Below are 21,387 nucleotides of genomic sequence, written 5' to 3'. Positions count from 1 at the left end.
GGAGACTTTAAGGCTATGTCTAACAATTGTTTGAGATGTTCGTGCCAAGGGTCTGAAGTTTTTAAGAGATTGTGGACGAGGAATTTTTAGCCATTTTTACTGTCCTGCTTAGCCTCTAATGTTAACATTTGAAATGGATCTTATCAATCTGTCAGGATTAATATATACCTCGAATTGTCGTCTTGATGAGATCAAAAGTTTGGATTAGATGCAATCAATTTAGCATATCGTTGACCAATTAGTTATAAATTATTAAAAGGTACGCTAAGCCATCAATTTATGGGTGGATTGAGTTAATAAACGTCGTAGCGAACGGATTTTTAGGTCTATGACTACATTAATGGATCTTGATAAAATGGGTGTAGGTTCAAGAGATATGAGTTATTGATTGTTGAATTTAAGCCGGACTTGCAGTTATTTCCTAGCTTACATATTAGAGATTGCGATTTAGTACTTTATTCCGTTCTCTTCGATCTAGTGAATGCAATGGATTTTGTTTTGGCTCGTTAGCTTTCAGAGGCTAGGTAGTGGTAGCTGATCGTTAGTCAGACACTTATCGTCAGTATTTGCGAGGTAGCACCGCTATTCTAAGCGGGTATCGCCAGTATAGAGGTAAAACTTCACTTGCTATCGTGTTTATCTAATTTGGATATGGGAGAGATGATAGGACTATAAATTGGGATTATCTATCGTTTCAGCAGCCTCGATTAGTTCGTCAAATATTGACTCTAATGCCTCGTATGGTGCTGATAGATATGGCTTGAAGTTTTGTATATCAATTGAATGTTCCAAAAAATGTGGTTCAAGCGTTTTCATTCGAAGCGGAGTTCTGTATCTATTTGAAAGTAAAAAATCATGGAAGATCGTCTCTTGATCTACTCCGAAACTAAGTTGAATTAGAGCAGCTAAAATACCGGTTCGGTCTTTCCCTGCGGTGCAATGGAAGATCACGTTGTCCTGTTCGTTTGCGATGATTGCGCTTGCAACCCCGAGGAGGTCATCAAGGTGAGTGTCGACGATGGATTGGTACATTTCACACATGTGGTTATCGTCAAGACCAGATAGCTTGCCAGCTAGGATTTCTGGCAAAGCATCGCTTAGATCTGCAATTGTGCTAGTGATGGGTACTTCGATAATTTCGATCTCTGACGACTTCAATAGTCGAGTGGGACTTAATTCGCGTTCTTGATCCCGGCGTAGATCGTAGATAGTCGAGATCTTTAGCTCGCTCAAGACTTTAAGATCTGATTCAGTTAGATTGGCAAGATTGTCACTTCTAAAATATCGCCGCCAAGGCATATGTATACCTTTGAGACCAGCGTATCCCCCAGCGTCTCTGAAATTTGTGGCACCTTCCAGCTTTATGTGGCGCATGGCTAGCTCTTGGCTCTTGCCGTCACTGAATTCAAAGTTGAAGATCGTCATATGGTCAATCGGTGCTTCAAACTTGAGTTCGATTGATTCGAATTTGGTCAGACTAATTATTTCAGTTGTCATCAATCCAATTTGACCCTGGCGTATGGTTCTTAGCAGTACTTTAGGATCGTCGATGAAGGAAAAGAGTCTAAGGCTATTCTGGTTATTATTGGTGTAATTTTCGTACAGATATACAGAAGTGTTCTGGCTATTGATGATTAGCATTGATCAGCTCTTTCTGTCTAATCTTTTTGACGCCATCCCAACAAGGTGGCTTTATCTTTACTTTCGATCCTAACGCCGAGTTGAGATTTTGGGTGATGTTAGGGGTTGATCACTTGAAAGTGTCGCTGAGGTGGATCTTTGATGGCGCTATGTAACCTTTTGAGATCCTCACCTCCATAGTAGCAAAAAAGAGTTACTTGGTTGTCGATGCCCCCTTTGCGATCCAGAAATAAGGGATAACCCTAAGGCGAGATGTTCTAGGTTATTTAATATTCTTTGGGGATTCGGATCTTGTCGATAAGCGGTTTTACTTCAGTTGGTGGAGGTCGACTACAGAGGGTTAATTGTTGTGCTAGTAGGGCCTATAAAGCGCCAGAGGCGGTGCACGGAGTTCATTTGGCTAGGGACATTAAGAGACAGACCTGTTTGGTCTTCATCCTTAACCGCCAGCCTTTTTTACAAATTGGGCTATTGCTCTACCGACTATATATCGGAGAATTCAGATTGTAAGGTTGGCAATTGTGCGCTGTTGGCTTGTCTGTGATTGGAGTTATTCTCCGATCAAATTGCTTTGGGTAAGACTGGTGAATTGATTTCTTCTTTTTCTTTTCAAAGATGGGTTTTATGGCTGATGCTCGGGTTTAGTGCAGCGTTGGCGTAGATTATCCTCTTCCAGCTGGGAATGCCGATCTTCTTCCTCGCAGTTACGATGGCCTTAGAGATATAGCCTGGCGTAGCGGTGCTCAATTGTTGATTTGATCACGATGTTTTAGGTTTCTGCGCGACCTCTATCACCAAAAGGAGTGCACTGATCGCAATTTTTACGGTTTGAAATGTTTTTCCAGTTTGTAGAAGCCATCGAATTATTGATATTGCTAATTGGATCGCTTGTTAATCTGGGATATAGAAGATTAATGTTAAAGGTAATAGATGTTAATCTTAATTTATTTAAATTATCGACTCATACGTAAGTAGTGCGAAAGATCTTTGTTTTACTTAGGTATTTGAGAATCGTGGATTAAGCAAATGTGATTTAGCTTGATTAGCAATTTGGTATTGTTACCGGTTGATTGTTAACGGGGTTGGGTAAATATGCAACCGTTTTCGAGGTGATTGTCGGAGCGATGCTCGATAGTATTCCAGCAAATGCAGGTAAGGAGACAGATGCAGTTGCGTTGACACAAATAGAGGAGGCGCTCGAAAGGAAGTTGTAGGCGATTATTCGATAACCGTGACCTTGGTGATTATTTAATGATTGCCACAAAAATTGAGCGCTAGCGTTCCGATCGATTTCTATCGTGCCATTTTGATAATAGAGAGATTTGTTGACTGTGTTAGCTGCTTCTGTGGCCGCAACCTCAACTCTATTTTGAAGCTGTGTTTTTGCCATGTAAAGGTAATTTAGATCGATCAACAGTCCCGCGAGGGTGATGGCAACCACAGCAATGGCTGGTGCGAGGATTATGATCGAGCCGCGATCTTCATCTCGGTCACAGAAGGTGGTGGCAGCTGATCTACATAATCTTCGAAGTCGGCTACGTTTCATGGACAGCCCTTCGAGATACCAAGGTTGGACGTGGACGACGACGTAATCGGAATTATGGCGATCAAGGGATTGGAGATAGAGATCGTGAAGGTCTCAAGAGTGCAGCCCCCGTAGGTCATATTGGTATTTACGTTGAGCGTTGAAGATGAGATGCCCAACTGCTGTAGATAGCTGGCCGCTAGGGTAAAGCTTTCGCTCTGGCTCAGAGGCGTTTGTCTTATTTGAGCCGTTCTCACCAAGTTACGCAACGTCTGTGAGATGCCGCTTGAGTATTTCTGGGTTACCGACGTGATCGCGAATATATAGCTGGAGAAGCCGAGAACTATTACTAGCGCGATGATGGCTAGGGCTACATCGATAACGCCCGATTCATCTTTTGCAATTGCATACATTCATTACTCCTCTTTGTTAGTTGGTTATTGTGGCACGTGAGCTTATGGACGAACTGACTATATTTCCGAGGGAAAATATCAACGGAACACTGCACTGTATCGCTACCGTGACGTTCATTGGTGCTTTTGTCGTTTCATTTAGGGCACATTGCTTTGCTAACGACCCGAGATCGGCCTTGGCGGTATCTAGGATCGTTGCTCGGGAAAGATAGCCATTTTGGTAGTCGATTCCGGCAAAGAGTCTTGCAGTATCTTGAGCTACCGCAAGCGAGCGGATACGGGTATCAGCTATCCTGGCCAGGTAGACGATTGCCTGAAGGATCAAGAGTGCGACAAGAATTCCAGCTATCGAACTAATGATTCCCGTACCGCTCTCGGAGGAGATTGCTTGCTTGGGATCTTTCAAGTGAGGTTATTGTCCTAACTTTGCAACTTGGGCATTTATGGTGTTGGTCGCAGTTCCCATGGTTGCTTTGAAGGCAACCCATAGGATTACCCCAAGAAAGGCGAAGATCAGGACCGCTATTGCTGCAGAGACGACGCCTTCTCCGGCTTCGTCAAAGTCGTAGCGATCTCTCCACTGAGAAAGCCAATGAACTCCGTCTCCGACCAAAAGGGTTATTTTGATTATTGTTTGATTTATTAGTGACATAGCGACTCTCAATCTTTTGTGTGCGGTGCATACCTTTGGAAGTTGGTTACTGGAGGCGTTCTGGGCGCGATAGTTTTTCAAAGTTGAATTCGAGAGGTGGTTTACTATCCGCTCACGGTGCGGAGTATTGAGAGGAAAGGAATAAATATCAGGATGATGCCTGGTACCAATGCAGCGATTGTGATTGGAATCCAAATTTTTTGCGAGTTTTTTTCCATTAGGGCGAGTGCTTGACGATGTGCATCGACCCTTTGCGATTGAGCCTCATGTCTGGCAGCCCTAGGTAAGTTTCCGCCCCAAAGTCCGCTCTCTAAGATGATACAAAACCGATGTAGAGAATCTGAATTGAATGTGATCTGTAAGATGGCGAGGGCCTCGGAGAGTTCGACTCCACTGGCGAGGGAGAGATTTAAATCTTCAAACAGTGCTCTGCATGCGATGGTTGAGTTTTTGGACAGCCGTGCTATTGCAGATGTGATTGATAGTCCTGCGGAGAGGTATACAGCCATCTTTTCGATATCCAATGCAAGATTTGCATCGATCGCTTTTGTGATTTTAGCTTTTCGGAGTTGGTCATTTACGACTGGGAATGCTACCGCCAAAGTTAGGCCAGATAAAAAGGCTAAGAACGACAAGACAGAGACCGACCAGGACCTGCTCAGAATTGACAGAACGAACAGTCCTATTGTGGCCAAAGCTATGTGAGGTGTGTAGTTGGCTTTTAGCCATCGACTCCGTGCAGTTAATCCCTCTATGAGATCTTTCGAGGAACTATGGCCTTTCAAATTGATTGAGGGCGCACTTTGTTCTGCTATCCAATGGCGAGAGATTCGTTCTTTGGCGGATCGGTTTTTTTGATAATAAACTGATATGGTGATTCCACCTCCGATGCCCGATGAGATTGTCGCTAATGCAGCTGGAATGGATGGATTCATTCTGGAAGTACCGCCTCTTTTGTCTTTAGAGTTGCATACAGGCGCTTGGGATCCGACAGACGGCTTGCCCAAACCCACGTTGCTATCAAAACCAAAAGCGATAGGACAAGACCGAGTTGACCGAGCGAACTTTGGTAGGGCCCTGTCCCTGCTATTGCGCTTCCTGCGCCAAGCATTCCCAAAGGCACGATTATTACGAAGTATTTTGCGAACCGAACTCCTGCTAGGCGAGCCTCATATTCGCTTTGACGATCCCATTCGGCTTGTCTATCTTCTTGTAAGTCTGAGATCAGTGTCATAAGATCTGACCCTGGAGCGTCTTTGGCGACACTCAGAAGTTCAGTGACTATCGAGGTGCCGCTGTCATTTAGACCCTTGGACAAGATGGCAAGGGCTGAGTCGAAAGAGCCAGTAATTGAGAAGTTCCGTTCGGCTTGGTGAAAAAACTTCGATATCGTGGGCGGCGCTGATTTGCCAGATGAAAAGAGTGCGTTCGGAAGCGGTGCGCCCATTGTGCCGATGCGTAGTTGAAGCTCGGAGAGGATTAGTGGCCAGCTTCTAAGTGCATCAACGCGGATCTTTGTCTCTTTTTTGATCTTTAACCCACGGACACCGCCTAATGCCGTGATCGCAAATACAATCGATCCAAGGATGGGGCTAGAGGACAAGGAGAGGGCAGTTCCGGTTGCAAAGATTGAGAGTGCAAAGATCAAAGAGAGTTCACCCGTGCTAAATGTTGACAGTAGAACGTTGACCTTTTCGACTATTTTTTCCTGGTGACCCTGTTTTCCTTGGGTTTTTTCGCATTGGAGTGCGCAATTATGACGGTTGATGCACCAATGAAAGCGATCCCGCTGGCTAGAGTCGTCAGCTCCTTTGTGTTAAAGCGTCCTGGATTAATCATTCAAGAGCTCTTCCATGGTAATGTCAATCCCTTTGTTTCTGCTCTTTTGTCTGAGCCTTTGGGGGAGGAGGCCGCTGGGCACCAACTTATTGTCGACAAGTTCAAAGATCGTGGAAGTTGTGAAGGAATTTGAGTCGACTCCACCGTTGGGATCTTCAACCGCCACAATCTCAGTTACTTTGGGGACACCGTCAATTCGATTTGCATAAACCACTAGGTCGACGGCGTCCGAAACCATTTGAGTGACCGCGCTAAAGGGCATTTGGAAGCCTCCGATTTGGATTAGCAGTCTCAGTCGAGAAAGCGCCGCCCGCGCCGAGGTGGCGTGGATGGTCGTATATCCAGGTACCCCTGATGATAGGGTGAGTATGAGAGGTAGCGCCTCTTTGTCTCTAACCTCTCCCACGATCGCAAAGTCTGGTGACATTCGCAAGAAGCCTGCAACTAAAGTTCTAAGGTCGATTCCGTTTCGATCACTTCTTGTGGGTCGGCTTTGGAGATGTGCAACATTGGGCAGTTCAACTAGAGTTTCTAGGACCTCTTCGGCGATGGTAACTCTCGTCTCAGGTGGCAACTCACCTACCAAAGTCCCCAAAAGTGTAGTTTTGCCGGATCCTGGTGGCCCCGCAAAGATAATGGTCGATCTGGCCTCTTGCGCTTTCAATAGAAAGCGAGCAGCAGAAGCTGAGAGCATCTGCCGTTTGATCAGCTCTGATATATTACGAATTGGCAGGCCCGTAAATTTCCGGATATTTACGATAAGTGACCCTTCTTTGGTAAGGTCGGGATGCACTATGTGTAACCTGGCGCCCTGGGCTAATTGCACGTCTTGGAGACCATCAGCTGGTTCTAGCTTGCGCTGATTTAGGCCATTTTCCGAGAGAATTCGCGCGATAGTTCTTCGCAGGTGCTCTGGGTCATGAAAGCTTTCATGGTGGAAAGTGGTTCCTCTGCCATGTCGTCGAATGAAGATTGAATCGTGGGCGTTGATCATGATCTCCCAAACAGAATCGTCGGCGAGAAGGCTATCAATCGGGCCATAGCCAACAATGTTGGATTCAATCCGTCCCGATATATGCCGCTTAGAGTCGTCAGTTAATGGTCTGTGCGAGTTTCGCTGTTGCCAAAGGTCGATCTCTTGGTTTATGATCCCTACCAGCCTCGGGCGATTTGAGACTATCGTGACGTCAATATCGTTCTCATGTGCAATGAGTTGAACTGATCGCTCGATCTCCTGTAGTGGAGTTTGGGTGCTTATTATTGTCAATTTATAACTCCCTGAATAAGATCCCAAGGATCCAAATGTTCTCCTAGCGGGAACCCGGAGATCCTGGATGGTTCATTTTGGATCTGACATCTAGCGATGATCGTGCCGACATCGACGATTTTTCGGGACCAAGTTTTAGATCAAAAGGGGATTTAACCGATAGATTTAGCATCGAACAGAGTTTTGGCTTGTGCAAGTCTTCTTATTTGCTCAAGTTGTCATTTTTGGCCGTGCGGTTTTTCAATAGAGATCAAGGAGAAAACTGGCTTTTCTGTTTTGAAGCTTGTGGATATACGCCTTGATGACGCTTGGACCCTGTCCGGTCGATTCGAAAATTGATATCAACCAAGCATGATTCACAGTGACTGGAGCGACCTGCTTTGTCGATTACTTAAATATATATCAAACAAGTCCGATAAAGGGTGTTAACATTCGAAATAACTCAAAAAATTTTAGTGATAGATCAAGAGTTTGTTTAGTTGCATGTAACATGCAACTAAAATAAGATAAAAACATATAATTAGGAGCATTATGAAGATTGTTGATAAAGCACCTGAACCAGGTGGTGACGGTCAATCTAAGCAAGAACGGCGTTACCAATGGATGGTTCTCTCCAACACAACTTTGGGCGTCTTTATGGCTTTTTTAAATTCGTCCATCGTAATAATTGCACTTCCTGCAATCTTTAGAGGAATCAAGCTCAACCCCTTGGCGCCTAGTAACGTAAGTTATCTTCTTTGGATGCTTCTTGGATTCTCGGTCGCCTCTGCTGTTCTGGTGGTTTCGCTAGGTCGATTGGGTGATATTCTCGGACGAGTACGCCTTTATACTTTGGGCTTTCTAATCTTTACCCTGGGATCTATTGCCTTAGTGGTGACTCCAGGTAGCGGATCCAGTGCGGCCCTTTACCTTATAATTATGCGAGTCGTCCAAGGAATTGGTGGCGCACTTCTCTTTGCGAATTCAAATGCAATCTTGGCGGATGCTTTCCCGCCATCGCGCCGGGGTACGGCACTTGGAATTAATCAAGTTGCCGGTCTCTCTGGAGCTTTCCTTGGTCTGATTGTGGGCGGTCTTTTGGCGGATGTCAATTGGAGGCTCGTCTTTGGTGTCTCGGTCCCATTTGGTATTTTTGGAACCGTTTGGGCATATTATAAGTTGAAGTCTTCGGCACCGCGTAGACAGATCAAGATTGACTATCTAGGTTCAGGCCTCTTTGCAGGTGGCCTCATTTTGATCCTCATCGCGATCACATACGGAATTCAGCCTGCCCCTGGCCACACAATGTCATGGGCAACTCCGACGATTCTGGCAGAGTTTGCAGCTGGATTCATCTTGCTCGGTCTATTTTTCTACACCGAGACCAAGGTTGAAAATCCCATGCTTCAGATCTCGCTCTTTAAGATTAGAGCTTTCGCGGCTGGAAACGCCGCGAACCTGATGGCAGCTATTGGACGAGGTGGCCTTCAATTTATGCTGATCCTGTGGTTGCAAGGGATCTGGTTGCCGCTGCACGGCTATAGCTTTGCCCGCACCCCTCTGTGGGCCGGTATCTACATGTTGCCTCTTACTGTAGGGTTTTTGGTAGCCGGGCCGGTTTCAGGCTTCCTTTCAGATCGCTTTGGCGCGAGGTTATTTGCGACGCTGGGAATGTTGGTGGCCGCGATCTCTTTTTTCCTTCTGATTCTTCTTCCGACCAACTTCACTTACTGGGTCTTCGCGCCAATTCTGGTCTTAAATGGGATCGGATTTGGCCTCTTTGCGGCCCCCAATAGCTCGGCGGTAATGAATAGTGTGCCAGCTAACGCTAGAGGGACTGCCTCTGGGATGTTGGCTACTTTGACCAACACGGGGCAGGTGCTTTCAATCGGTATATTCTTCTCCCTTATGATTGCCGGAATATCCTCGACCCTGCCTGGTCAGCTATATTCGGGGTTGAGAAGTTCGGGAGTCGGTATTCATAAGGCGGCATACATCGCGCACCTGCCCGCAGTCGCCTCATTGTTTGGCGCATTTTTAGGATTCAATCCTATAAAGACGCTTCTCGGCTCCTCGCTGTCAAGTCTGCCTGCTCACACCGTTGCAACGCTAACTGCTAAGAGTTACTTTCCGACCTTGATATCCAACTCCTTTAAGCATGGAATTACTATCGCCTTTAGCTTTGCTCTTGCACTATGTTTATTCAGTGCCATTGCGTCGTGGATGCGAGGTTCGACCTTCGTTCATGAGGATGCACATAATGATTTGAATGATGAGCCAAAGCCTGTTCAATAAAGATCCTCTTCAAAAAAGACGAGAACTTACCCATTTCTCATTGACTACACAACGATCTAAAAGGAGCGTGGTCAATGAGAAATGGCTTTGTTTTTTTGCTTTGTGGTGCATTTGTCTTCATGATCACATGAGCCGATGGTGAGGACCCTGGGCATTTAGCTCTGAGGAGAATCATCGATATTGATTCTCACAATAGCGAAAAATCTAGTTGCTAGAGGACTTTAGACGAACTTTCATCGTTACTATGGGATCTGTCCTTCTTGGATTCTAGATTGGAGTATCTCGTGCGATCGTTTTACTGTGGAGATGGTGAAATATGAACTTCGAAGATCTGCCTGTTGTGGATCCTAGGGTTGCACAGGTGCCTTTTGGCTCTATGGAAACGGTGACCGAAATTGGACCGAATGCGATACGAATTGTCGCACCAAATGCATCGCCAATGACTCTAGATGGAACCAATACCTATCTTTTGGTGGGCGACAAATTGTCCACATTTATCGTAGACCCAGGCCCTTCGACGCTGGAGCACCTCTTGGAGGTAAAGGGAGTAATCGAGAAAAAGGGGCTTGATCCACGTGGCATTCTTTTGACCCATGGTCACTTTGATCACTCTGAAGCAACCAAGGCTTTCGGCTTAGAATTTGAAGTACCTGTCTATGGGAATGGCCACCTAGATGATTTGGAGATGATACACCTTTCAGATAATGACTCCATCGAACTTGATTCGTCCAAGGTGATAGCACTTGGCACTCCGGGCCACACCGGGGACCATCTTTGTTTTCTTCTACCTGATGGAGAGCTCCTAACCGGTGATCACATTCTTGGCAGGGGTACCTCGGTGGTGGCCGCTCCAGATGGTGACCTCGAAAGCTACATCGGATCATTGATCAAGGTTTACGACTTGGATCGACGTCATCTTTTACCTGGTCATGGACCAGACCTAACCTCTGAGATATCCAAAGAGGTCGTAGGGTATTACCTGAGTCATCGCATGTTGAGGTTGAAGCAAGTTCTATTTTCTTTTGACGAAAATCCAAAAGATGTCAAGGATGTTGTCAGAGGAATATATGGTGATTCGGTCCCGGAATCACTTTTTTTTGCAGCCGAACTTTCCACCCGGGCCTCGGTTGTCGCACTCTTAGAAGGTGGCCATTTGAGAGCTGTTGGCTCAGGGGGCTACATACGCAATGAGGCATCTGATTTTGATATGACTCTCTTTTTGAAGGGGTGATTTGTCGGGCGACTTCTTATTTTGACGGTTCAATTGATTCCATCACTGGCGAGCTCTCCAGGCATTATTCGCCGCAAATTGACCTTAGGTTCGGACTTTGTTTGTTTGGGAGTATCTTCACGTGCAAGCCATGACATCAGGGGTTGATATAACCCTTTGGGAAGTGGTCTAATCGATTCATGAATTGACTCTAAATTGCGCTCAAATCCGCAGGTAAAGATCTTTAGTGCAGCATTATCGGGGCTGACTTTAAGGTTTCGTCTTGATTTTGAGGTATTAGGTTCGTTGTGGAGGATGAATTCACTGCAAACCTGGTTGCAGAGTCGTTCCAATTGAGAATGCTGAGGATTCGAGGAGCGTCGAATGGTTCGATTGGATTTGCAGACTACTAAGGCAATGCAAGCAATGGGCGTCCCAAGCGATAAGACTCGATGGAGTAACCGGAGGGCTCCATGAATTCCTCGCAGGTCTTCGCTAAGTGTGATTATTACACGGTCAGCTAAGGCGAGCGCCACTTCACTTCCAAGGACCGTTGGATCTGGATCTACGGCGTCGACGATCCGAGGAGCACGAATCTTATTGTCGATGTCAAACACCACGTAGTTGAACTCCTCTGTAACTTTATCGATCAAACTCCTTAGGTCGTTCTCTCGTGCTGCCAAGGTATCTTCTTGCCGCTTGGTTCCAACGATCATTACATAGCGCCGTTCTAGACACTGGATATAAAAGTTTCGCAGATAGGTAGCAGTGAGCTCAGACTTTCGCGCGCCAACCATTAGTTCGCCGAGGCCAGGGTGGGCGCGATCGACGTCGTGGTACATTCCGATGTCACCATCGGCTTTCATATCGATCAAGAGCGTCGAATCCATTTGGGCTAACGCTTGAGCGATCGCCATTGAAGTCGTAGATGCCCCAGACCCGCCTACGCCAAGGACCGCAAACGTTCTTGATTGGGGTTGTGGCTTTTGCTCTATTGGATTTGTGGTATTTGCGAAGTTGTATAGCTCTCCTTCGTAGTCAAAGCTATCTATTTCTGTTGGATTGAAGTTGGATTCATGTAAGATCGGATTGAATTGTTCCTGGTTGATTGTTTGACTCTCCAGCCCCTCTAAGAAGCTCTGCTCGTCAAATCCTAGGTGAAGATCGCTCAAGTCAATAAAAGGATCGCTATCTGGGGTCTCGGGTGGTTCTGGAGTTTTTGGCGCTTCTGTTTTTGGCGAGTTTTTTTTAGAGATAGGTTCTATCGCGCCATTGAACTCCTCGACACTAAAGGGGTAGCAAAGGTAGTTACTAGATCCTTCGATCACTTTTTGGGGATTTGGGGTCGTTCCGATCTTGATTGCCTTGATATTGTGTGCCTTGGCAATTTCGTAGATTGAGATCAATTGTTCGCTGGCATTTGAATCGACCAGGATTGCCACGACCAAGGCTTTGGCTTGAAGGTACTCTATGACCTCCTGCGTTGACATTGCTACCGCAAGGTCAACGTCTACGACCGATCCATTACACCATCGACTTAACTCTCTTAGCCAAGCGTGGGTTCCACTTAAGATAGCGATTACTGTTGGTCGGTTGTTAGGGGACGTTATGGATGGTGAATGTCCGTCTTCCATTATTCCTTCTTTGGGGTATAAGCGTCTTTGTTCTTTTGATTGCTAAAGTCTTATCCTGCGAAGTTGACCGCATAGGTTCCTGGGTCATTTGGAGGATTGACTTGGTTCGCGAGATCAATTGAAACTGTCTGAGATGCGGTTCCATTTGCAATTGCTAATGCCGTCATTGAATCTGGGACAGCAACGGTGATGGTAATAGGTGCGTTGGTTGGGGCAGATACGCCTGTTTGAATGGCTGAAAGCGCTTCTACCACGAGGTTTCGCCCCAACACGGTCGTCACCGCAGAGGTGCCTTGCCCAGCGGTGCCATAGATGTCTATGCGATCGCCAGTAACGATTTCGCCATTTAATGCTCTCGATATGGGGATGGCAAATGAGATTAGCCTCTTTTGATTCCCCGACTTGGAGGCGACTACTTCGCCCGGTGACACTGTTTGGCCCGATTCTATAGAATAAAGAGTCCGTCGGCCAATAATTCCGGCTTCGGCAAGGGTTGGTGTCGGCGCACCAACAGTATTTGCTGATGTCACCCGAGCAACAGAAAGGTCACCAGCTGATACGATCTGGCCAGGTAGGATTTGGCGATTAGCAATTGTGATATATCCAACGGTGGTACCAGCTGTTGAGGTGGAGGTAATGGCTTTCAGCGCGAGGCCGACGCCTAGGATCGAGAGAAGAATGCCAACATTTCGATAGATATTGCGAGGTTTCCAACTGGCCTTGTTTGGGCTGGAGCTCAGACCGAGTCTTATATTTCGCTTCGGAAGTGTTTTCAAAGGGGTTTTTCCTTGAGTAAGCGCTCGATTTGAGCGTACGTCTCAATGAGGCCTAGTAGGCAATTTGAAAAATGAAGCAAAATCGTTATATTGACGTCAATATTTACGATATCATAAAATTAGCATAGTTGTTTGATATCTTTCAAAATAACATGATAAATTGTAAGAGCAGAGAAATTGATGTTTCCGCCCGATTTGTTACGAATTGCTTAGCGCCACCCACAAAACTTGCGTAGATCAAAGTGGAACCGAATTCTCCAATAACGAGTTGGTAACTAGATCACCACTTACGAGGAGGTAATTATAATGGCAGTTCACCGAAAAGCTTATGAGGCTATCGACTGGATGTCCTCAAAGGAGGCCTCTGAGTATTTAGGGGTCAGTCTTCAAACTTTGTATAGATTTATTGATTCGGGGTCGCTCACCGCCTACTTTATGGGTCGTGTCATTCGACTTAAATACAAGGACGTTGTGGAGTTCTTGGAGGGCCAAAGAATTGGCAGGGGTACGCTACATTCCATCCTCGAGGAGTCTCAGTAGTTAGTCTCAGTAGTCAGTAGTCAAGAGTCTCGGTAACGAAGAGTCTCGGTAATATCGCCCAAGTCACAGCCTTAGCTCCCTAGAAAATTTTCTTATGGTCAATGTGATCGCTAAGTTTATTTTGCCAATTTTGTGGTAGTCGAAGCGCCAATCAAACTCTCACTCTGATTCGAGCAACAAGTATTGCTGTCTATTAGGGAAATATTTATCTTTGGCTATTTTCTTTTCGAAAGATCTGTTCGCTTAAAATTGAGTTCAAAGTGCTGGGTAAACTCCAATTTGTCCCAGCAATCTTCTCCAAGCAGACATAGCCTCATTTTGACTATGGCCTTCTTATTGAGATCGTTCCAAGTGCTGCCAATGGGAAGATCGTCCTAAATATGGCGATTTCATTTAGTTTTTCTAGAAAGATCAGATCCTCGCCGACTCCGGCGAAGTTGTATAGAGCTTTATGGTTGTTATGCAGTAGCGTAATTTCGAGCTTTGAACCAAGAGGAAGATGCCTATCCAAATAGGCGAGGATTGAAAATTGGGCCTGAACATCAGGACTCTTACTTTTTTTTAGCGCGAGATCAAAACGCTCCTTGAAGGTTACCTCTGAGATCGCACCGAAGGTTATGAGCACTACATCCCTTTGGCCAGTAGAAACATCTTTCTCAATTATCACGGCGTCGCTGAGAACTTTGGCGACTATTCCGGTAATCCGTATGCCCGAAATGGACTGAATGTATATCTCAGTTTGACTACGGGATAAGTTTTCTAAAGCTTTTTTCGTGTCAAGAGGAGCTCTAGCGACCTCCGAAAACGGTGTCTTTTGTGCGCCATAGAGGTTCCGCTCTGCTAGGACTTCATTCATTGCCCATCGATCCAGGGCCGACGTGGGGTTGTCTAGAAAATCTTCCAACTGAATCGATCTACTTTCTCTCCAAGAAATTCATACGGGATGCAGGGGGTTTATCGCAAGTTTTGCGATGTGAGATTTGGAGGCGATTTTGGTCGCAATTAGTTGGCGATGAAGCCTAGGCAGGCTTCTTGGTTTAACAACTCGTCTCGTTCTCGTAACGAACCAAGACTTTGCTTTCAAGTTAACCACAATATAATAACTTAATCTCGGATCCGAGAGGGGGCCGTTGGCCGCTTATTTTTGGAATTACATTGTTAGTGAAGTTACCTGGTCTATCATCCCAGCCAACTCTGACTTGTGACCATAGTGTGAAGATGGTCCTTCCTCGTGATAGCATAAGTAGGTGTAGATCATTTAGGAAGGCGATCTTTTCTTGAAATTTGTTAGCGTGGAGTCTCACCTTTGTCAATGACCGACGCAGTGGTGGTCTTCGTCCCGAGCAATAATCTAATGGCGGGGCTATTGGGACAGGGCGATAAGTTCCTTAGGATGTTGGAAGCGGCATTTCCGAACTCTCTGGTGCACGTCAGAGGGAATCAAATTACGATCGATGGCCCGGATGCAGGTTTATTATCCAAGCTATTTCGCGAATGGGTGGTTCTTTTGGAAGCCGGAGAGGTTCTTGATGAGAATGCCGTGTTGCGTACAATCGATATGATAAGCGCCGATGTCAATCCATCTGAGGTGTTGACGACCAAGATAGTAAAGTCTTCGCGAGGAAAATACGTAAAGCCCAAGACTGCTGGCCAAAAGAGATACTCAGATGCTATAGCGGCAAATACCATAACTTTTGGTGTTGGACCAGCTGGAACTGGCAAAAGTTATTTGGCCGTGGCGCAGGCCGTTCAAGCTTTGCAAGAGAAGTCGGTCAATCGAATTATCCTAACTCGACCTGCGGTTGAGGCGGGGGAACGCCTTGGATTTCTGCCGGGTGACCTCATGGCAAAGGTGGATCCCTACCTCCGCCCTCTCTATGATGCACTCTATGATATGTTGGACACAGAAACCGTTCTGAGGCTTATTGAGCGTTCAACAATAGAGATCGCTCCGCTTGCCTTCATGCGAGGTAGAACTCTAAATTCCAGTTTTATAATCCTAGATGAAGCTCAAAACACCACGCCAGAGCAGATGAAGATGTTCCTAACTCGAATCGGTTTTGGCTCCAAGGCGGTAATCACTGGTGATGTTACTCAGGTTGATATTGCGGGAGGACGTTCTGGGCTACTCGGCCTGGAGAGCTTATTGAGCGGGATCGAAGGAATTGCGTTCGTACATTTAGGTCGCCAAGATGTGGTTCGGCATAAGATAGTTTCTGATATCGTAGCTGCCTATGAAAAGGCTACTCCTCCACCGAATCTAAGGTAGAATTATAATTCTTTTAAGAGACCTTACACCTCTTGGCCTACATGGACGTTTTATCCAAAGAGTAGGCTGTCTGGATAGGTTTGTGGTTGCCTTCCGAGCTATTTGTGCTGAGCATTTCTAATTTGCTCTTGACGAAATGTTGTTATCGTGGCTCCTGCAAAGTTTAGTGGAAGCCTTTCGATACATAGGGTTAGTTAGAGTGACGATTATTGTATATTCGGTCGATGCGCAGCAAGATTCGTCGCTGGACCCTACTGTTTGGGGAGAGCTGACAAGAGAGGTCTTGCTCGCAAGCGGTGTTAGCGGAAATGCCGAGTGTTACCTATCATTTGTAAGTCCACAAGAGATCGCCAAGTTGAATATGGAGTATATGGGAAAACAGGGTCCCACTGATGTTCTTTCGTTTCCAGTAAGTTTTGAAGTGGAGATATCGGCTGAGATTCCTCGTATTCTAGGTGAGATATATATCTGTTGCGATGTGGCACGTGAAAATTCTCAAGAACACCAAGATGATCTTCATGATGGTAGTCTTGAAGATGAATTGGCTCTTTTAGTGGTACATGGCGTATTGCATCTTTCTGGAATGGATCATGAGATAGAAGAAGAGGCAGAGGTCATGGAAGCTCGTGAACGTGACCTACTTAATGACTTTTATTATTCCAAGAAGTTGAAACATTGAGCAGATCGATAGACCTAGTTGAAGACCTAGATAAAAGGGGCGGAAGTCATCCTTTGCGCCTCAGTTTGGGCGTCGGTGGAGACGTATCGGACCGAACGGTATAGACGATGAATATCATTATTGCGGCTGTTGCATGGCGAGCGAGCGATACGCTCACCGTTTTTGCTGTAGTCGTTCTTATAGCTGCGTCCGGCTTTGTTGCTCTGGCTGAGACCTCGTTGACTCGCATAACAAAGGTTAAAGCCTCCGTTCTCGCGGAGCAGAATCGACGTGGAGCCAAGGATCTTTCAAAGTTGATTGAAGAGCCCGGCAAATTTTTGAATGCGATTTTGTTGACCGGATTGGTTTTTCAACTTGTAGCTGCCACGCTGGTCGGAGTTATAGCCGCTCGTCTTTTTGGTGCCCTAGGTGTGAGCGTAGCCATAGTCTTTGAAGTTATTGTAATTTTTATTGTCGCAGAGGCTATCCCAAAAAATTACGCTGTTCACCATGGAGAACGTGCCGCACTGTTTTCCGCCCCTATCGTCTCTTTGTTGGTGCGGTTTCCACTTGTTAGAGGGGCTTCGATGGTCGTCTCTGGTATTACGAATGCACTTTTGAAGGGGCAGCCATATTCTACAATGGGAAATGTCTCAGAGCAGGAGTTGCTTGCTATGGCAGATGCGGCTGCCGAAGATGAGGCAATCGAGGATCAAGAGCGAGAAATTATTGCGTCGGTTATTGAATTTGGCGATACCGTTGCACGTGAAATTATGGTGCCTCGCGTAGATATAGTGGCGGCTGATCAAACTTCCACTATTGACTTCGTATTGTCGCTGGCGTTAGAAAAAGGAGTCTCGAGACTTCCAATTTACGATCACAACTTAGACAATATCACTGGAATAGTTATGATTAAAGATCTGGTTCGCGCTAGTAGGAGCGGACAGCGTTTGGCTTTGGTGGCTACAATAACACGAGGCGCTCGATTTGTCCCAGAGACCAAACCAGTCCTTGCACTTTTACGCGAGATGCAAGCCGGTAAGTATCACCTAGTTTTGGTGGTCGATGAATATGGCGGTACCGCGGGTCTAGTGGCAATGGAAGATCTGATTGAAGAACTCGTCGGAGATATTGTTGATGAATTCGATCTCGAAGAGGATGAAGTTGTTGAAATTCGTCCTGGTTGTTATCGAGTGAAGGCTACTAAAAGTGTTGATGAATTGAATGAAGAGTACTCTCTTTCTCTTCCTACAGGTGATTGGGATACGGTAGGCGGCCTCTTTTTGCAGCTTCTCGAACACCTCCCGAAGGTTGGAGAGGAAGCTACCAGTGGAAAGTACGCCTTGATCGCAGAAAATGTAATAAGAAATCGTGTTGTCACCATTCGTCTTGAGATCCGTGATGGCCCATCTGGCGATTCGGGGATTTGAATATGACTTTTGATGATTACAGATCTGGTTTTGTAGCGATAATCGGTCGACCCAATGTGGGTAAGTCCACCTTGATCAATTCTCTTGTCGGCAAGAAGATCTCTATCGTTTCGACCAAGCCGAACACGACTCGAACAGCGATTCGTGGAATTATAAGTGGGGACGGCTATCAAGTCGTCTTAGTCGATACGCCGGGAATCCATAAGCCGAGATCTCGTCTTGGTGCTCGATTGAATAACACAGCAACAGATGCTATGAGCGATGTGGATTTGGCAGTTGTGGTGGTGGATGCGTCGGCTTCGATGGGTCCTGGCGACGAGAGAGTTTTGGCAAGTGCCCCTCCGGGTAGCTTTATCGTCTTGAATAAGGTGGATCGGGCTTCCAAGAGTGCAATTATGGATCGCCTTTTAAGGTTGAGCTCCTACAACATGGAAGAATATTTTCCCATTTCCGCCAAGACCTTAGAGGGTGTAGACGAACTTCGTGAGGCGATAGTTGCCAAGATGCCAAGCGGACCACCATACTATCCACCAGGTGTGGTCTCAGATACGACTGAGACAGAGTGGATTGCAGAACTTGTTCGAGAGGCTTTGCTGGAGATATTGCGAGAGGAACTGCCACACTCGCTCGCCACAATGGTGACCGAGGTTGAGGAGTCCTATATTCGCTGTGAGATATTTGTAGAGAGGGACTCTCAAAAGGGTATTGTGGTCGGACACAGGGGTTCCAACTTGAAAGAGGTGGGCATTCTGGTCAGAAAGAGCTTGGCTCCAAAGATGTACCTGGAGCTTGTGGTGAAGGTTGCCAAGGATTGGCAATCTCAAAATCGCTATCTTGATGAGTTTGGCCTTTAGCACTTCTAATTGGATTGCAAAGAAAACTTATGGAGTCCAATCAATAAAAATCTATTTTTCAATGAGATACGCTCCTTGGCCAACTTTCATCTTTTAGTGTTATATTTCCAGAGAGATCGCGGTCGTTGTTTGGATTGAAATCGCGGATGTGTTTTAGACTCTCTCCTTGAGTGGGTATCTGAATTTTCAAAAAGTTTAAAGCTGTTTTTGATTTAGAATCAACAGTCGCGATCTATTTGGATCATCCCGTTGGATTGTTTAGGAGCTCGAATGGAAAACGGAGCGGTTATCGAGGCTGTCTGCGGGCGATTTGTAGGTCGTGGAAGTGGAACGTATCCAACGATCGCTGATTTTGAATACAATGAAATAACGATCTTTTCGCTATCTAAAAAGGGATTTATCAAATACTCCCAAGAGACTACATCGATTGGAGACGATACTCCAATGCATCAAGAGATGGGGTACCTTCGATTGGGAGCAGATCAATCCGTTGAATTTCTAGTCGTTCAGCCGACGGGATTGACCGAAGTTTCGGTTGGGTCCGTCGCTATTTTAGGCGATGGAAGCGTTGAGATCTCAAGTGGTTGCGTTCCGATGTCATCACCAAGTGCTAAGGCGGTGCGACGAATTGAGAGGAAATTTACCTTCGACTCGCTGGGCCTGGCCTATTGGATCTCGATGGCGACGAATGACGTCTTTCTCTCTCATCATCTATCTGGGGTTCTTACCCGAAAGGTGAGTGTCAATTGACCTTCGATCCTAATTGTGATTCGGATTCAGATGTGACGCTCTCTTGGCTGGATAAAGGCAGAATTCCACGGCACGTGGGTTGTGTAATGGATGGCAATGGTCGATGGGCCCAGCGGCGAGGTTTACCACGAACCGATGGCCATTCTGCTGGCGAGTCTGCGTTGATGGATACCGTATATGGATGTCTCGAAGTCGGTGTGAGCTGGTTAACCGTTTATGCATTTTCTACCGAGAATTGGAGGCGACCCGCTGACGAGGTTCGATATCTGATGAACTTCAACGAATCCTTGTTGATGCGGCGTAAGGACGAACTTGATGAAAATGGTGTTCGTATAAACTTTGCAGGCAGACGAGATTGGCGTGTGCCCAAGAAGGTTCTTCGCCAGATGGATGAGAGCGCAGATCAAACCAGGGATAACGTCAAGTTAGTTCTCACTATTGCTTTTAATTACGGAGGAAGGGCAGAGATTATTGACGCCGTTCGATCGTTGCTGGATAGTGGAGCTAAAAGTTCAGACATCACCGAGAAGGCTATCTCTAAACACCTATATAACCCAGATGCACCTGAATTGGACCTTGTGATTAGAACGTCGGGAGAATATAGGATTTCAAACTTTCTTCTCTGGGAGATTGCTTATTCAGAGCTGGTCTTCACCGATGTTCTGTGGCCAGATTTTCGTAGAGAAGATCTATATAAGGCGATCTACGAATATCAGGGGCGAAATAGGCGCTTCGGCAAGATTGGATAGAGATGAAGACCATAGCAGCCCTTGGAATCTTTGGAATTTTTGCTTTTTTACTCTTTGCCGCTATTGGTGGGTTTAGACCGGCTTGGATCGTGTTGGTGGTCGTGATAGTCTTTTCCCTCCTATTTAATATCGGACCAAATAGTAAGCGCAAGACAAAATAGATGCCCCTTTATAACGACCAAGCAGTTGTCTTGCGCAATTGGAAACTTGGCGAGGCCGATAAGATCATCTCCTTATACGGTGTGGAGCACGGCAAAATCAGGGCTGTTGCCAAAGGCGTTAGAAAGACAAAGACCAAGTTTGGCGCTCGACTTGAACCGATCAGCTACCTGAAGATTCAGTGTTGGGAGGGTAGTTCTGAACTGCATATCGTCAGCCAAGTTGAGTCAATTGAACTCTTTCCTAGGATAAAATCCGACCTCGAGCTTTTGCGTAAAGGGCTTGCAATAGTAGAAGTCATTGAGGAGTTGATCGGAGATTCAACGGGTGATATTGAGATCTTCAAACTTCTCGTGCGCGCCCTTGATACTCTGGAGCGGCGTGATTCGCCATATTTGCTGAGTGGATTTTTATGGCGGCTTCTACAGGTAGAGGGTGTCTCTCCTGAGCTCTCGTGTTGTGTTGAATGCGGAGAGCCAGAAGGGCTCGAATTTTTCTCTAACTCTGGGTCGGGACTGGTGTGTTCTAGCCACGGTAGCGCTAAGCGGATTTCAAAGGGTGCCATAGAGGTGATCTCCTATATCAGCCAAGGTGAAGTAGCCCGCGCCCTTGCCCTTGGTGATTCGCCAGTGCGATTAGAAGTTGAAGAGTTGGCGATTTCCCAAGTGGAGAATTTGATATCGCATAAGGTTAAGGCCCTTCATCTCGGTTCTTATTAGAAGAGTTCTATTGTTTTGGCATTAGGAT

General features: G+C 46.1%; 21 protein-coding genes. 10 read left to right on the top strand and 11 right to left on the bottom strand.

Annotated features, from left to right (window positions below; all coding sequences use genetic code 11):
• Positions 1 to 669 precede the first annotated feature (669 nt).
• From ACIDITHRIX25_RS93620 to ACIDITHRIX25_RS93585, 8 genes are all read right to left on the bottom strand, one after another.
• Positions 670 to 1,641 (bottom strand): tyrosine-protein phosphatase, encoded by a 972-nt coding sequence (locus tag ACIDITHRIX25_RS93620; protein ID WP_052606352.1) that lies wholly within the window; start codon positions 1,639 to 1,641, stop codon positions 670 to 672.
• Positions 1,642 to 2,683: 1,042 nt separating this feature from the next.
• Entirely contained in the window at positions 2,684 to 3,187 is a 504-nt protein-coding gene (locus ACIDITHRIX25_RS93615; RefSeq protein ID WP_052606353.1) for a pilus assembly protein TadG-related protein, read from the bottom strand.
• Complete coding sequence (locus tag ACIDITHRIX25_RS93610; protein ID WP_052606354.1) at positions 3,184 to 3,579, bottom strand: hypothetical protein; 396 nt, start codon at positions 3,577 to 3,579, stop codon at positions 3,184 to 3,186. The genes ACIDITHRIX25_RS93615 and ACIDITHRIX25_RS93610 overlap by 4 nt, the downstream gene beginning before the upstream one ends.
• A gap of 16 nt (positions 3,580 to 3,595) precedes the next feature.
• Positions 3,596 to 3,985, bottom strand: a complete 390-nt coding sequence (locus ACIDITHRIX25_RS93605) for a hypothetical protein (protein ID WP_052606355.1) — start codon at positions 3,983 to 3,985, stop codon at positions 3,596 to 3,598.
• Positions 3,986 to 3,991: 6 nt separating this feature from the next.
• The gene (locus tag ACIDITHRIX25_RS93600) at positions 3,992 to 4,231 is read right to left on the bottom strand and encodes a hypothetical protein (RefSeq protein WP_052606356.1); all 240 of its coding nucleotides are present in this window, start codon (positions 4,229 to 4,231) and stop codon (positions 3,992 to 3,994) included.
• Between the two features lie 104 nt (positions 4,232 to 4,335).
• Entirely contained in the window at positions 4,336 to 5,166 is an 831-nt protein-coding gene (locus tag ACIDITHRIX25_RS93595) for a type II secretion system F family protein (RefSeq protein WP_052606357.1), read from the bottom strand.
• Positions 5,163 to 5,879 (bottom strand): hypothetical protein, encoded by a 717-nt coding sequence (locus tag ACIDITHRIX25_RS93590; RefSeq protein WP_201733001.1) that lies wholly within the window; start codon positions 5,877 to 5,879, stop codon positions 5,163 to 5,165. The genes ACIDITHRIX25_RS93595 and ACIDITHRIX25_RS93590 overlap by 4 nt, the downstream gene beginning before the upstream one ends.
• Before the next feature lie 183 nt (positions 5,880 to 6,062).
• A complete protein-coding gene (locus tag ACIDITHRIX25_RS93585; RefSeq protein WP_152626082.1) occupies positions 6,063 to 7,337 on the bottom strand; it encodes a TadA family conjugal transfer-associated ATPase in 1,275 nt (424 codons plus the stop codon).
• Positions 7,338 to 7,868: 531 nt separating this feature from the next.
• Between ACIDITHRIX25_RS93585 and ACIDITHRIX25_RS93580 the strand changes: the two genes are divergently transcribed.
• Positions 7,869 to 9,611: an MFS transporter gene (locus ACIDITHRIX25_RS93580; RefSeq protein ID WP_052606361.1), complete on the top strand. Its 1,743-nt coding sequence runs from the start codon at positions 7,869 to 7,871 to the stop codon at positions 9,609 to 9,611.
• Between the two features lie 316 nt (positions 9,612 to 9,927).
• On the top strand, positions 9,928 to 10,842 hold the full coding sequence (locus ACIDITHRIX25_RS93575) for an MBL fold metallo-hydrolase (RefSeq protein ID WP_052606362.1): 915 nt from the start codon (positions 9,928 to 9,930) through the stop codon (positions 10,840 to 10,842).
• A 29-nt stretch (positions 10,843 to 10,871) separates the two neighbouring features.
• On the opposite strand, the gene ACIDITHRIX25_RS93570 is transcribed toward ACIDITHRIX25_RS93575, so the two are convergent.
• Positions 10,872 to 12,455, bottom strand: coding sequence for a CpaE/TadZ family protein (locus tag ACIDITHRIX25_RS93570; RefSeq protein WP_052606363.1), 1,584 nt, complete (start codon positions 12,453 to 12,455; stop codon positions 10,872 to 10,874).
• Between the two features lie 50 nt (positions 12,456 to 12,505).
• Positions 12,506 to 13,231, bottom strand: a complete 726-nt coding sequence (locus tag ACIDITHRIX25_RS93565; RefSeq protein WP_052606364.1) for a CpaB family protein — start codon at positions 13,229 to 13,231, stop codon at positions 12,506 to 12,508.
• Between the two features lie 306 nt (positions 13,232 to 13,537).
• On the opposite strand from ACIDITHRIX25_RS93565, the gene ACIDITHRIX25_RS93560 reads away from it, so the two are divergent.
• Complete coding sequence (locus tag ACIDITHRIX25_RS93560) at positions 13,538 to 13,771, top strand: helix-turn-helix domain-containing protein (RefSeq protein ID WP_052606365.1); 234 nt, start codon at positions 13,538 to 13,540, stop codon at positions 13,769 to 13,771.
• Between the two features lie 322 nt (positions 13,772 to 14,093).
• Here ACIDITHRIX25_RS93560 and ACIDITHRIX25_RS93555 read toward each other — a convergent pair whose 3' ends face one another.
• On the bottom strand, positions 14,094 to 14,675 hold the full coding sequence (locus ACIDITHRIX25_RS93555) for a hypothetical protein (RefSeq protein WP_052606366.1): 582 nt from the start codon (positions 14,673 to 14,675) through the stop codon (positions 14,094 to 14,096).
• 408 nt (positions 14,676 to 15,083) lie between these two features.
• Here ACIDITHRIX25_RS93555 and ACIDITHRIX25_RS93550 point away from each other — a divergent pair, with 408 nt between their 5' ends.
• The 7 genes from ACIDITHRIX25_RS93550 (at position 15,084) to recO (ending at position 21,359) form a co-directional block, all read left to right on the top strand.
• Positions 15,084 to 16,040 (top strand): PhoH family protein, encoded by a 957-nt coding sequence (locus ACIDITHRIX25_RS93550; protein ID WP_052606367.1) that lies wholly within the window; start codon positions 15,084 to 15,086, stop codon positions 16,038 to 16,040.
• A 199-nt stretch (positions 16,041 to 16,239) separates the two neighbouring features.
• Positions 16,240 to 16,719, top strand: a complete 480-nt coding sequence (ybeY, locus tag ACIDITHRIX25_RS93545) for an rRNA maturation RNase YbeY (protein WP_052606368.1) — start codon at positions 16,240 to 16,242, stop codon at positions 16,717 to 16,719.
• 107 nt (positions 16,720 to 16,826) lie between these two features.
• Positions 16,827 to 18,128 (top strand): hemolysin family protein, encoded by a 1,302-nt coding sequence (locus ACIDITHRIX25_RS93540; RefSeq protein ID WP_052606369.1) that lies wholly within the window; start codon positions 16,827 to 16,829, stop codon positions 18,126 to 18,128.
• Between the two features lie 2 nt (positions 18,129 to 18,130).
• Positions 18,131 to 18,982: a GTPase Era gene (gene era, locus ACIDITHRIX25_RS93535; RefSeq protein WP_201733000.1), complete on the top strand. Its 852-nt coding sequence runs from the start codon at positions 18,131 to 18,133 to the stop codon at positions 18,980 to 18,982.
• Positions 18,983 to 19,252: 270 nt separating this feature from the next.
• A complete protein-coding gene (locus tag ACIDITHRIX25_RS93530) occupies positions 19,253 to 19,732 on the top strand; it encodes a heme-binding beta-barrel domain-containing protein (RefSeq protein WP_201732999.1) in 480 nt (159 codons plus the stop codon).
• Positions 19,729 to 20,481, top strand: a complete 753-nt coding sequence (uppS, locus tag ACIDITHRIX25_RS93525) for a polyprenyl diphosphate synthase (protein WP_249685715.1) — start codon at positions 19,729 to 19,731, stop codon at positions 20,479 to 20,481. The genes ACIDITHRIX25_RS93530 and uppS overlap by 4 nt, the downstream gene beginning before the upstream one ends.
• A 161-nt stretch (positions 20,482 to 20,642) precedes the next feature.
• Positions 20,643 to 21,359, top strand: coding sequence for a DNA repair protein RecO (recO, locus tag ACIDITHRIX25_RS93520; protein WP_052606372.1), 717 nt, complete (start codon positions 20,643 to 20,645; stop codon positions 21,357 to 21,359).
• Positions 21,360 to 21,387: the final 28 nt, after the last annotated feature.

The sequence above is a fragment of the Acidithrix sp. C25 genome, from assembly GCF_904848545.2.
The sequence above is the reverse complement of the archived record's forward strand: the minus strand, read 5'-3'. Positions and strand labels throughout refer to the sequence as shown.